This window comes from Sphingobacterium sp. ML3W (genome assembly GCF_029542085.1).
Taxonomy (GTDB): Bacteria; Bacteroidota; Bacteroidia; order Sphingobacteriales; family Sphingobacteriaceae; genus Sphingobacterium.
In genome coordinates, this window is the sequence record NZ_CP107036.1 from 5,476,823 (window position 1) to 5,489,992 (window position 13,170).

Sequence of the window (13,170 nt, forward strand, 5' to 3'; positions counted from 1 at the left end):
CATCAATAGTGACTAATCAATTGTTTTATACACCCGTTTTACGCTATGGGACCTGAAGAAAAGTTATTTAGACAGTATTATAAAAGCTTATGCCACTTTGCCTGGAAATTTGTAGGAGAATCATCTGTTGCAGAAGATCTGGTACAGGAAGCTTTTATTACATTTTTTAGGGAAAAACAGCGTATGGATGAATCCGAGAATTTTGTTCGCAATTATTTATATACTGCTGTCCGGTTTTCTTGTTTAAAATATATCCGACACGAGAAGGTAAAGGAAAAATATTGGTCGCAAGTTGGTTTTACGGAAGAAGATGATCATTCCGTTGAACTATCTATGATCCATACAGAAGTAATAAATGAAGTTTACCGAATTATTCAAGAGATGCCAACTGCCTGTCAGCAAATTTTCACGCTGGGATATTTAGACGGTTTGTCCAATTTAGAGATTACTGAAAGGCTTCAGATCAGTATTAATACCGTTAAGACACAAAAACAACGTGGTATGAAGATGCTACTTGAAAAGTTACATCCTGAATTTTTGCCTATTATTATTTTTTTGTTAAAATAATTTTAAATTCTTGTCACCCCATATTGATCTATAGGGTTTCTAACCTATAGATATGAAAGCTAATACCAATTACATAGCCAAATTAATTCAAAAGTTACTTCGTGGACAGGAAACTGTTGCTGAGCGTGATTCAATTGAGCATTGGCGCAAATCTGATAAAAGAAATGACAATCTGATTGAGGAATTTCGGGATGCAAGAAATATTGAACAAGACCTGATTTTTTTTGCAGATCTCGAGGAGGGAGAAGCTTGGCGAAAAGTAGATGCTGGTAGACATAGCAAAAAGATAAATTATTGGCCTTTTCTACGTATTGCTGCAGTTTTCGTGATGCTATTCGGTGCGGTAATGTTTTACCTGCGTGACAAAGAAATAAGTGATTCGGGTAAATTGGCCTCAAAGAAAGTTTTTAAAAAGGACATCTTACCCGCAGAGTCTGGCGCTTTATTGCTGATGGCTGATGGATCTGTTGTGCCCTTGGAAAGTTCTGTTAAAACCTTAGATCCAAAAATTTTTATAGCGGAGACTAAAGTGGGGGCTGGTGCAACAGTAACACCAACCACAGAGCCCTCAATTGAATACAATACATTAGTCGTACCAAAAGGACATTTCTATAAATTATCTCTGGAAGATGGTACACAAGTTTGGGTCAATGCAAATTCACAGCTCAAATTTCCTGTCAAGTTTGATAAAAATGAACGTCGTGTTGTATTGGAAGGAGAAGCATATTTTGAAGTCTCACATGATACAAAACGACCATTCTATGTTGAGTCTAGGGGTAACGAGGTCAAGGTATTAGGTACACATTTTAATATTAATGCCTATAACGCTGATGTGCGTACAACTCTTTCGTCTGGACGGGTGCAAGTCAGTCATTCTGGAGAGGTATTATTTTTAGAGCCTGGGGAATATGCGAATCTTGCAGGTGGGAGACTGAGTAAAGGAAAGGCAGATCTAGAACATGATTTATCCTGGCATAATAATCAGTTTTATTTTAAGAAAGAGACCATTGTAGAGATTGCGTCCACTCTCTCCAAATGGTATGATATCCATGTTAAATTTAAGCAAGATGTGGCATTAAATAAAGTATATACAGGGAATTTTAAGCGCGATGTTAAGCTTTCGGAAGTGCTAGAAATGTTGACCTATGTATGTAATCTGAAGTTTGAACTTAATGGAAAGGAACTAACAATAGAAAATAAATAAAAAAGGAGTGCTTATGTAATCAATCAATACCTAACCAATAGCCTAGAAAAAAATAGAACAGGAATGTTGCAGCATCCCTGTCCGTAGATGATTAAAAGGCTAAAAAATTTAAAAAAGCGAATTAAGTAAACCCAATTAACCACAAAGAGTAAATGTATGAATAACTTACCATTTGGCAAAACGTGGCGACTGATACCTCATGACCCGCGGTTTTGCAAACCTTTACGTATTATGAAAATTAGTACTTGCCTTCTTTTCGCCTTTGTGACCGGAGTCCAAGCCAATGGCGTTGCGCAGAAAGTTACGTTGAAAATGAAAAATGCACGGATTGAAGAGGCGCTGAACGCGATTTCTAAACAGTCCAATTTGCAGCTGTTTTATGGAGAAAATATTGATTCCAAAGCGAGGGTCAATGTCAATCTGAAAGATGCTTCTGTAGCCGATGCATTAAATGCCGTTCTGAAGAACAATAATATTGAATATAAGATTATTGCCAACACGATTTCTGTCAATGGAAAAAGTGAAGCTAGTAGATCAATTAATATTGTGCAGCAAGGGGTCTCTGGTACAGTCAAGGATAAGGAGGGAAATGCGTTGGCTGGAGCAACAGTAACTGTCAAGGGAACCGCTATTACTACGCAGACCGCTAGTGATGGAAGTTTTAGAATAAACGCTGGGGTAGATGCAATACTGGTGGTCCGTTATGTCGGATATGGAGCTGTAGAAATAGGCGTTAAGGGAAGGAATGTCATTTCCATTGCATTGGCTTCGGATGAGAGACAGATTGAAGAGGTCGTCGTGACCGGTATGGGGCAGCGGCTTGACAAGCGCCTCTTTACAGGGGCTACCTCACAGGTTTCTGGTGCTACTGCACAGATCGGTGGGCAGATTGATCCCAGTCGCGGTTTAGAAGGGCGAGTTGCTGGGGTTTCTGTTCAAAACGTAACTGGAACATTTGGTACGGCTCCCAAGATTCGGGTGCGGGGTGCGACATCTATCTATGGTAGTTCAAAACCGCTGTGGGTAGTTGATGGTGTTATCATTGAAGACGTTGCTGATGTGAATGCGGATCAGCTTTCTTCGGGTGATGCATTGACATTGATCAGTTCAGCTGTTGCAGGTTTGAATGCCCATGATATTGAATCATTTCAGATTTTGAAAGACGGGTCTGCAACATCTATCTACGGAGCTAGAGCCATGGCGGGGGTAATCGTAATTACGACAAAGAAAGGTACTGCGGGGCGTAGTTCATTAAATTATACTGGTGAATATACTTCGCGTGCGACACCGCGATATTCTGAGTTTAATATCATGAACTCTCAGGAACAAATGTCCGTTTACGACGACATGTATAATAAAGGTTATATCGGCTTTGCAGATCTACCAGTTGCGAGTAACAGTGGGGTATATGGTGATTTATATAAGCGAATTCAACGCGGAGAAATTCCAAATGATTTATTTACAGATCGACGTAATGTAAATAATTTTTTACGGGAAGCGGAATTTCGTAATACTGACTGGTTTAGCGAACTATTTCAGCCCAGTCTGCAGCATAACCATTCCGTAAGTATGTCCTCTGGAACCGAGAAATCTCAATATTATTCCTCTTTAAGCGCATTAGTTGATCCAGGATGGACCAAGCGCAGTAAGGTAAACCGCTATACGGGTAATTTGAATGCGAATTATAATATTTCTGATAAACTGAGGTTAAATATCATTACAAATGGATCTTATCGTAGACAACAGGCTCCCGGAACATTGGGACAGACTTCAGATGTTGTATTTGGAGAAGTGAAACGTGACTTTGATATCAATCCCTATGCCTATGCAATGAATACCTCACGGACCTTGGATCCAAAAACATTTTACACCCGGAATTATGCGCCTTTTAATATTCTTCATGAGTTAGAAAATAACTACATGGATGTCGATGTGGCTGATTTGCGTTTTCAGGGTGATCTAAAATGGAAGGTAATCCCGGGATTGGAATTAGGGGCATTTGGTTCTGTACGTTATCAGACAACAACACAGCATCATTATATTAAAGATCGCTCAAATCAAGCAATGGCCTATCGGGCGGGATTAGTTGAGCCAGACAACACCACAATCCGTGACAATAATCCATTTTTGTATAAGGATCCAGATGATCCCTATGCAAGACCGATTTCTGTATTACCAGAAGGCGGAATCTATAATCGAACAGATTATACCATGTTCGAGCAGCTATTCCGTTTTACAGCACAATACAATAAGACTTTCAATCTGAATCATATCGTTAATGTATTTGCTGGTTCTGAACTTACTGCATCCGATAGGAACAATACCTGGTTTAGAGGCTGGGGAATCCAATATGACTTAGGAGAAAGCCCTTTTACCGATTATCGGGTATTTAAACGTGGACAAGAAGAGAACTCGCCCTATTTTCATGTAAATAGAAATAAAGACAATGATCCAACAACTACAAGGTATAAACAAGCTGCTTTCTTTACCAATTTAACCTATTCATATGCTGGTAAGTACACTTTGAACGGTACATTTAGATATGAAGGAGCGAATAAATTGGGAGAGGCAACTTCCGCACGTTGGATGCCAACTTGGAATATTGCCGGTGCCTGGAATGCGCATGAGGAAGCTTTTTTTGAAAACCTAAAGCCTACTTTTTCTCATCTTATGCTAAAAGCATCGTACAGCTTGACGGGCGATAGGGGGCCTTCAAATGTGACAAACTCGTATGCTGTTTACCGTTCCTACACGCCTTGGAGACCCACTGCAGGGGATGCTGAATCGGGTTTGGAGATAGCGGATTTAGCAAATAATGAATTGACCTATGAGAAAAAGCATGAATTGAATATCGGTACATCCATGGGTTTCCTGGACAATAGGATCAATGTAGAATTTGATTGGTTCAAAAGGAATAATTTTGATTTGATTGGTGTAATCAATACACAGGGGCTTGGAGGTCAGATTTCAAAATTTGGTAATGTCGCGGATATGAAATCGCATGGTGCTGAATTGAGCATTACTGGACACATTTTACGTGATCAAGCCTTTAAATGGACCTCCAGCTTTATTTATTCAAATGTGAAAACAAAAGTAACGCGTTTGGATACTAGAAGTCAGGTTATGGATTTGATAACAGGAACAGGCTTTGCTCTCCAAGGAGGTCCTGTGCGTGGATTATATTCTATACCATTTGTTCGTTTAAATGATGAAGGGCTGCCCGTATTTTTGGATGCTGATAATAAAGAAACTATTACCGCTATTAATTTTCAAGAAAGAGATAAGATTAGCTATTTAAAATATGAAGGTCCTACAGATCCGCTTCATATCGGAAGTTTCAGAAATATGTTCAACTATAAAAACTTTGGTTTGGATGTATTTATAACCTATTCATTTGGTAATGTAGTCCGTTTAAATCCTGTCTTTTCAAATCAGTATTCCGACTTAACTGCTTCGACAAAGGAATTTGCCGACCGCTGGATGGTTCCTGGAGACGAAAACTTGACCAATGTGCCAATTATTGCAACGACAGGACAGAATAGAGCATATAGTAACAACTTAAAGTATGCGTATAGTGCATATAACTATTCTTCGATACGAACAGCCAAGGGCGATTTCATTCGTATGAAAGACGTCTCATTGAGCTACGAATTTCCAAAAGATCTCGTCAACAGATGGAAACTAAATTCGTTGGGCTTACGTTTTAATGCAACCAACCTATTCTTGATTTATGCGGATAAAAAATTGAATGGACAGGATCCAGAGTTTGTCAATGCGGGAGGTGTTGCTGCGCCTATTGCGAGACAATACACATTAACCTTGCGTTTGGGACTGTAATCGAAACTTTATATCGTAATTAAAATGAAAAAAAATAGCAAAATATATATCGCAATTGCCCTGATCTGCGGAGTGGGTTTATCTTCCTGCAATAAGTTTTTGGACGAAATGCCTGACAATAGGTCAAAACTTGATAATGCGGCAAAAATTGATAAATTATTGGTATCAGCTTATCCACAAACAGCCTACTTAGTTAGTGCTGAAATATCTTCTGACAATGTAGATGACTATGGATCTACTAACCCAAATAGTGAGCGTTATCTTGAGGAATTATTTCATTGGAAAGATATCACCGAGAATAAAGATGATGGACCTAAAAATCTTTGGGAGGCTTGTTATACGGCAATTGCTAGCGCCAACGCTTCATTAAAAGCCATAGAGGATATGGGCAGCCCAGAGAGTTTGAACCCACAAAGGGGAGAAGCTTTGGCGGTCCGGGCTTATAATCACTTTATATTAGTGAACTTATTTGCCCAGCATTATTCTAAAGCAAATGCGTCTACAGATCTTGGGGTTACCTATATAGATAAGCCAGAGGTTACGCTTGATCCTAAGTATGATCGCAATACCGTACAGGATGTCTATAATCATATTATTCGTGATTTGGATGAGGCCATTCCTTTAATTGATGATTCTTCTTATGGCTCAACACCAAAATATCATATGAATTCTCAAGCTGCTAATGCATTGCGGGCTCGAGTCGCTCTATATATGCAAGATTGGGAGAAGGCGATTAGTTATGCAAATGCGGCGATAGGGGCAAATCCAACAACATTGCTGCGTGATTATGAAACGATTGCCGCAGCTGCGGTTGGTACTAGAGGATTTCCAAATGGGGCTATTGCCTATAATCGTAGTGATATTAAGGCAAACTTAATGCTAGCTACCGCAGGGACATCGCATGGACTGATATTCGGCTCCTATGCTTACGGCTCGAGATATGCTCATGGTGCATTTTTAGCTAATAATGAAACATCGCTTGCAGGTGGACCCTATGGAGCGATAGCGGCAAATGGCTATAAACTGAATGTTTCGGTTTATGCGGGAACAAATTTGGATAAAGTATTATTCCCACGTGTTTCTTACATGTTTGAAATTAAGGATCCGGTAGCTGAAACTGGTTTCCGCCGTGGCGCATACGCACCCTTTACAATAGAGGAGACAATGCTGGTTCGCGCAGAGGCACTTATTCATCTGAAACGATATAATGATGCTATTGTTGATTTGAAAAGATGGGTTGATAATACTTTGGTGCGTCCGCCAGCCGTATTTACAGTCGAAAGCATCAATCAGTGGGCGAACAACATCGCATATTCTACTCCTACAAAACCTACAACGAAGAAAAAATTGGATTCTAATATGATCGCTTTTGAGAATGGTACACAAGAAAACATGCTTCAAGCTTTGCTGTACATTCGTCGAATAGAGACGCTTCATATGGGGTTACGGTGGTTTGATATTAAACGTTATGGTATTGAGATAGAAAGACGTGTAATCAGTTCTGGAAGTACGGTGGCTTCTGTGGAGACAGATAAGAAATTGATCGCTCGCGATAAAAGGCAAGCATTGCAAATTCCTTCGGAAGTTATTGCTGCTGGTTTAACCCCTAATCCTAGATAATTATGAAAGCATTTAAAAAGATTGGCATATTCATGTTTTCTTCGGCGCTTTTGTTTTCATGCTCCAAAGAAAAAATAAATTCAGAAAGCATATTCGTTGATCGCGAGATCGAAAGAAATGAATTGGATAACTATATTGATAAAACATATACAAAAGATTATAATATATCTATACTGTATAAATTCGTTGAAAAAGAGTCTGATCTAGATTATAATCTAAGTCCCGCAAATTATGAAAGCTCCATTCGAATGACGAAGCTGTTATATCATTTGGGTATTGATCCATATAACAAAATTACGGGCAGTAAGGATTTTATTCAGAAATATTTCCCCAAATTATTAAACTACATAGGTTCCCCAGCATATCGAAATAATGGAACATTTGTACTTGGGACAGCCGAGGGCGGTGTTAAGATTACATTGTATCTATTGAACAGGTTAAATGCGGAAACAGGTAAGGATGTCAAATTCCTTAACTATTACTACTTCCATACCATGCACCATGAATTTGCGCATATTTTGCATCAAACAAAAGGATATCCAGCAGCTTTTGAGCAAATAACGGGGGCAAAATATGTTGCGGATTCATGGAGTAATATCTACAGCGATAATAATTTAAAAGACGTTATTTCAAATGGATTTATATCTCCTTATGCATCGAAGGAACCTAATGAGGATTTTGTAGAGACCTACTCTTACTACATTACATTGTCCCCAAAAGAATGGCAGGACCGTATTAATAATGGAAATGAAGCGGGAAAAGCATTGGTTCAAGCAAAGCTTGACATTGTGCGAACCTATTTTCAAAATATTTGGAATATAGATATAGATGAGTTGCGTGATGAAATTGTCTCCAGACAAGCGGATTTAGCAAACTTTGATCAAACATCCTTAAAATAAAAAAATCATGAAATTGAAATATTTATTTTTCTTATTGTTACTCCCTGCTTTTTGGATCAGTTCATGTAAGCGAGATGATGATAGAATATTTGAGACAAATGCAACAGTCCGTATGACTGAGGCGGTACAACAAGCATATACGGTTTTACAGGCAAACAAAGCCGGATGGATGATGAAATTTTACCCGAGTAGTAATCAGGAATTCGGCGGGTATACTATTTTCACTAAATTTATTTCCAAAGAGGAGGTTTCGGTTGCTTCTGACCCTTTTTCCGGTTTTAAAACAAGTACCTACTCTGTCAACCCTGAATCTGGTCCAGTGCTTTCATTTGACGGATATAATAAGAATATTCACTGGTTTTCAGAGCCTGGAAAAGACAATGGCGGGATAGGGGCAGATGATAGTGGTATGCGTGGTGATTTTGAATTTATTGTTCTTAAGGCTACAGCGGATTCTGTTGTGTTGAAGGGAAAGAAAAGCGGGAGTCATTTGGTGATGCTGCCCCTGAAAGGGACTGAGTTTGAGAGCATGTCCAAAGCTTATCAAGAAGCTGCAAGCAAATTTAAAGAATTTGAGATTTACCAATTGGAAACGGCTGGAAATAAAATTGTCGAGTTAGGTTACGACCCAACAATGCGTGTGTTTAGTAATCCGAGCGATCCTTCGGCGAAAGATATGTCGTTTCGAGTAGTTCCAGGTGGTTTGGAGTTTTATGAGCCTTATACCATAGCAGGAAAGGCTGTAGATCGCGTGGATTTTGTTGCGCCAACAAGTACATATCCATATGGTTATTATACTGATAAAGATAAAACTTTAAAGATAATTCCCGTTCCTACACCGCTTAACCGTTGGTTTCGGAATAACCTGTGGTCTGCGTCTTATAAAAATATGGGAGCGCTAGGACAGTTATACTGGAATGCAGGTAGGCCCATGTTAAAGGAAAGAGGGATTGTGGTGAACAATTTTTACATTGGTAAAAATGGACCAGACGGGGGCATAATTTGGGTCTTACAAGGCGGATCTGTAGTAGGCGGACTAACGCATGTAATTCAACCTATAGCAGACACTGAAGATCAGGTATATATCGAACTTGAAGGATATGGTGTCGGTAACTTCGTTCTTGCACATTGGCAGGGAGGGTTAAACTATCTTTCAGCTCCGTTTGATGGTAATACTTTCAAGATCACAGCAGACAATGCGCTAAAACCCTCAGTTATTACCCTAAGCGATATGGCTGATTCGAGAAATGTAATCAAGCTGACGTTGGATGACATTGATGATCCGTTAAACAATTAGAATAAGGTAAGTGTGATAGTTTAATTGTTTATGTTTATTTAATGGCTCTTCCATCCTTGTATGGAGGAGCTATATTTACTTTTAATATATGAATAATTCCAATTTAAAAATAGTATTCATAGGTTCAATAAGTAGCTTGGTTTACGTGTTGCTTTTAATAGCTCATTTTTACCTCATTTCTACAATACCTGAAAATATAGAAACTGTAATTGGTGTTATTGTTGAATTGTTTACAATCCCTATATTAGTTTTAATATTGATCTGTATCGGGATTTCTTTTTACCAAATTTTTGTGAAAAAGCAATATAAACCTATATTTTTCGTAACCTTATTTTGCAATTTTATTAGCGTCTTCTTGTTATTTTTTGGTGAAAATTTCTTCATGTGAATACAAAGAATTTTCTTTCTCAAAAGAATGTATTAAGATAATATAAAGAACTTGGTGTTTAAAATTAGAAAGATGTTAATTATAAAAAGTCGTTATAAGCTATTTTTAGGATACTGTTTAACAATGCTTGTTATCATTATTGGTCAGGAATGCACAAACTATTATTTTCGAGATGAAGTTAGAGCATATACTTCAGGTTGGATGGCGTCAGCATTTGTATGGATAATCCTTGGTGGTTTGACCCTAACATTTATTGATGGGAGGACTAGACAAACTAAATCAAATAAATAGCTTCAGTTTATAAATATGATAGGTACCTAGGATGCTAGTTCCTATATCTTGGTAGCATGTTATTAATTATAAAATTTCTTTCCGAAAAATGTAATAAAAGAGTGTTCTGAAATGTCTTCGTTAATGAACGTTGTAGAGCATTCTAAATAATTTAAACTAACATTTTTTGAAATTTTATGAAATATATTGTAAGCGTAGTATTATCCCTATGTGCTATAAACCTAGTTGCGCAAGAAAAAGAGAATAAAATTAAGCATTTACCGGTTGAAGTGATCTATTTCGGCGGAATTCAATTTAACAACGCGAGTAATCTGAATAGAATCTTAAGGCAAGAAGGGGTTGGAAAATTTCCAGGCTTTGGGTGGAATGCTGGTGCAGGCGTAGCTTACCGTATCAAACAAACTCTAATCGGAGGCAGTCTTAGTTTATCCACAAATAGTAAGAAAGATAATACGCTGAACACTGGGGATATCATCGTATACGTTGCAACCAATGCGGTTCATGCCGGCAATCTAATAGTAAGTCCACAGCTCGGTGTTGGGAGCCAATGGTCCACTTTTACAATTCAAAAACACAATCAGTCTGGTTCATTTGATGACTTCCTAACTTCCGCATCTAATCAGACTCAAATGGAGCATAATGCAGCGATTGTAGATTTCAATATTACACTGAAGTCAATGAATAAAAACAGAACAATATTTTACCCCGAATGTAGAGTTGGCTATAAATCCTCCATAACAAAAAATGAATGGAAGATTATCGGCACAAAAGCCACAAATATACCTTCAGATAGATTAGGAAGTTTCTATGTACAGCTAGCATGGGGAATTGGTCGATAATAGAAAAAAAGACCTTTGCGGCCAAATTATAAATAAAATATTTATTTCAGATATCCTAAAATAGGATGTCTTACGACTAGCGAGACTGTGCAAGTGACATGTCTCGCTAATGTTTTGTGACAATCAAATCCCAAATGATTGATATTTTTTCATTGATAATTTATTCCTCAACTTTCTGTAAATATTTTGTTTTTAATAACCTTAATGCGATTTCTTTTTGTTTTTATTTCTGGTATAAATCAATTATTGGAACGTAAAATAGATAAAAATTGGATTTTGGAATATATTTTTTGTGAATAATAAAAAATATTAGTCATTTTTATGACACAGTTATTTTGAATCTGTGATCACTTGTACCTAACATCCTAAACTATAGTATCTATGAAATGCAATAGTACTGCGGATATCGATGTAATCTAAACTATGCAAAAGGAAGAAATATTATTCAAGACACATTATAACGGGCTTTGTCATTTTGCTTGGAAGATATTGGGAGATCTCACCACAGCAGAGGATCTCGTACAGGATTCATTTATTGCTTATTTTAAGAATACAGACCAGGTTAGTGCCAATGATATTGCAATAAAGAATTATCTCTATAGTTCTGTCCGTTTTGCTTGTTATAATCATATTCGGCACGAAAAAGTAAGACAAAAGTATTGGAATGTAGTTGGTTTTACCGAAGAAGATAATACAGCACTTGAATTAAACATGATTCATAGTGAAGTTATTCAAGAGATATACAAAATCATTGAACAAATGCCCGCCTCCTGCCAGCAAGTCTTTCGATTGGGATATCTCGAAGGTTTATCCAATCTGGAGATTACGAAAGAATTACAGATTAGTATTAATACTGTAAAAACACAAAAACAACGCGGTATGAAAATGCTGCTAAAGCGCCTAAACCCTGAATTTCTCCCTCTTGTTATTTTTTTGTTAAAAAATATTTAAATTCTTGTCACCCCTTTTTCCGTCTTGCGTTTCTTTAGTATAATATATGAAAGAAAACACAGGACATATTGCGAGCATTATCCGAAAGTTCCTTAGTGACCAATTGACTATAGAAGAGCAAATTGAACTTGACGAATGGCTGAATGCTAATGCACAGAATAGACAAATTTTGGAATCATTTCGTGATGCGAGAAACATAGAAGAAGATTTATCCATTGTTCGGCAATTGGATTCGAATAAGGCATGGGATAAGTTGAATAATAAAAATCGCAAAACCATAAAGCCATTTGGGAAATGGTCGTTAGGAATAGCTGCATCAATTATTTTTCTAATGGGTACTTTCCTATTCTGGAAAGCCAAGTTTTCGCAAGGCCATTCTGAAAGAATACATGTCGCTATTAATAGAAAGCAAGATATTGCACCAGCGACAAGTGGAGCAGTTTTAGTATTGGCCGATGGAACGAACGTGCCGCTAAATGGAGATTCAACAAAAACCTTGAGTAAAAACAATAATTTGATCGGTAATGGTAGCGAATTAATCGTGAAAGATATTGATAAACCGATTCCCTCTCAGTACAATTTGCTAATTGTGCCAAAGGCTAGTTTTTATAAAATGACTTTAGGTGATGGAACGAAAGTATGGGTAAATGCGTTGTCCCAATTGAAATTTCCTTCCCAATTTTCGACTACTGAACGAAGGGTTTTTTTAGATGGAGAAGCCTATTTTGAAGTAGCACATGATCCAGATCATCCATTTATAGTAGAATCTAAAGGGAATGAAATTAAGGTATTGGGGACACATTTTAATGTGAATTCCTATACCGATCTAGTGCGTACAACATTAGCGGAGGGACGGGTAGAAGTATGGCAAGATAATCAGCATGTTGCCCTCTCACCGGGAGAATATGCGGCCGTCTCTAAGGGGCGTCTGATAAAGGGAAAAGCGAATTTACAGCAAGATCTATCCTGGCATAACAATGAGTTCTATTTTAGAAAAGAAACAATTGTGAATATTGCACATCAATTATCAAGATGGTACGATTTGGATGTGAAATTTAGAGGAAATGTACAGATGGATAAAGAATATACTGGAAGTATTGAGCGCGATGTCAAACTATCGCAGGTCCTGGAGATGTTGTCCTATGTTAGTGACCTAAAATTTGATGTGGATGGTAAAAAATTGACTATCGAGACAAAAAACTAAAAATTATACAGAGTTTTCACCAATACCAAATGCTTATGATAAATTAATAACTAAACCAAATGACCTAATAAAA

Annotated in this window: 9 protein-coding genes; all 9 read left to right on the forward strand. The window is 37.5% G+C overall.

What is annotated here, in order from left to right:
* The first annotated feature begins 45 nt into the window (after positions 1-45).
* The 9 genes from OGI71_RS22695 (at position 46) to OGI71_RS22735 (ending at position 13,097) form a co-directional block, all read left to right on the forward strand.
* A complete protein-coding gene (locus OGI71_RS22695) occupies positions 46-567 on the forward strand; it encodes an RNA polymerase sigma-70 factor (protein ID WP_282252167.1) in 522 nt (173 codons plus the stop codon).
* Positions 568-619: 52 nt separating this feature from the next.
* Positions 620-1,771 (forward strand): FecR domain-containing protein, encoded by a 1,152-nt coding sequence (locus OGI71_RS22700; protein WP_282252168.1) that lies wholly within the window; start codon positions 620-622, stop codon positions 1,769-1,771.
* A gap of 231 nt (positions 1,772-2,002) precedes the next feature.
* Entirely contained in the window at positions 2,003-5,608 is a 3,606-nt protein-coding gene (locus OGI71_RS22705; RefSeq protein ID WP_282252169.1) for a SusC/RagA family TonB-linked outer membrane protein, read from the forward strand.
* 24 nt (positions 5,609-5,632) lie between these two features.
* A complete protein-coding gene (locus OGI71_RS22710) occupies positions 5,633-7,228 on the forward strand; it encodes a RagB/SusD family nutrient uptake outer membrane protein (protein WP_282252170.1) in 1,596 nt (531 codons plus the stop codon).
* Between the two features lie 2 nt (positions 7,229-7,230).
* Positions 7,231-8,127: a putative zinc-binding metallopeptidase gene (locus OGI71_RS22715; RefSeq protein WP_282252171.1), complete on the forward strand. Its 897-nt coding sequence runs from the start codon at positions 7,231-7,233 to the stop codon at positions 8,125-8,127.
* Positions 8,128-8,134: 7 nt separating this feature from the next.
* A complete protein-coding gene (locus OGI71_RS22720; RefSeq protein WP_282252172.1) occupies positions 8,135-9,424 on the forward strand; it encodes a DUF4302 domain-containing protein in 1,290 nt (429 codons plus the stop codon).
* Between the two features lie 855 nt (positions 9,425-10,279).
* A complete protein-coding gene (locus OGI71_RS22725) occupies positions 10,280-10,942 on the forward strand; it encodes a hypothetical protein (protein WP_282252173.1) in 663 nt (220 codons plus the stop codon).
* Between the two features lie 423 nt (positions 10,943-11,365).
* Entirely contained in the window at positions 11,366-11,893 is a 528-nt protein-coding gene (locus OGI71_RS22730) for an RNA polymerase sigma-70 factor (protein ID WP_282252174.1), read from the forward strand.
* Between the two features lie 46 nt (positions 11,894-11,939).
* On the forward strand, positions 11,940-13,097 hold the full coding sequence (locus OGI71_RS22735; RefSeq protein WP_282252175.1) for a FecR family protein: 1,158 nt from the start codon (positions 11,940-11,942) through the stop codon (positions 13,095-13,097).
* The last annotated feature ends 73 nt before the right edge of the window (positions 13,098-13,170 follow it).

What these genes read in the sequence shown, in the direction of transcription:
- OGI71_RS22695 (WP_282252167.1), top strand. Translation starts at nt 46, where the DNA reads ATGGGACCTGAAGAAAAGTTATTTAGACAGTATTATAAAAGCTTATGC.
- OGI71_RS22700 (WP_282252168.1), top strand. Translation starts at nt 620, where the DNA reads ATGAAAGCTAATACCAATTACATAGCCAAATTAATTCAAAAGTTACTT.
- OGI71_RS22705 (WP_282252169.1), top strand. Translation starts at nt 2,003, where the DNA reads ATGAAAATTAGTACTTGCCTTCTTTTCGCCTTTGTGACCGGAGTCCAA.
- OGI71_RS22710 (WP_282252170.1), top strand. Translation starts at nt 5,633, where the DNA reads ATGAAAAAAAATAGCAAAATATATATCGCAATTGCCCTGATCTGCGGA.
- OGI71_RS22715 (WP_282252171.1), top strand. Translation starts at nt 7,231, where the DNA reads ATGAAAGCATTTAAAAAGATTGGCATATTCATGTTTTCTTCGGCGCTT.
- OGI71_RS22720 (WP_282252172.1), top strand. Translation starts at nt 8,135, where the DNA reads ATGAAATTGAAATATTTATTTTTCTTATTGTTACTCCCTGCTTTTTGG.
- OGI71_RS22725 (WP_282252173.1), top strand. Translation starts at nt 10,280, where the DNA reads ATGAAATATATTGTAAGCGTAGTATTATCCCTATGTGCTATAAACCTA.
- OGI71_RS22730 (WP_282252174.1), top strand. Translation starts at nt 11,366, where the DNA reads ATGCAAAAGGAAGAAATATTATTCAAGACACATTATAACGGGCTTTGT.
- OGI71_RS22735 (WP_282252175.1), top strand. Translation starts at nt 11,940, where the DNA reads ATGAAAGAAAACACAGGACATATTGCGAGCATTATCCGAAAGTTCCTT.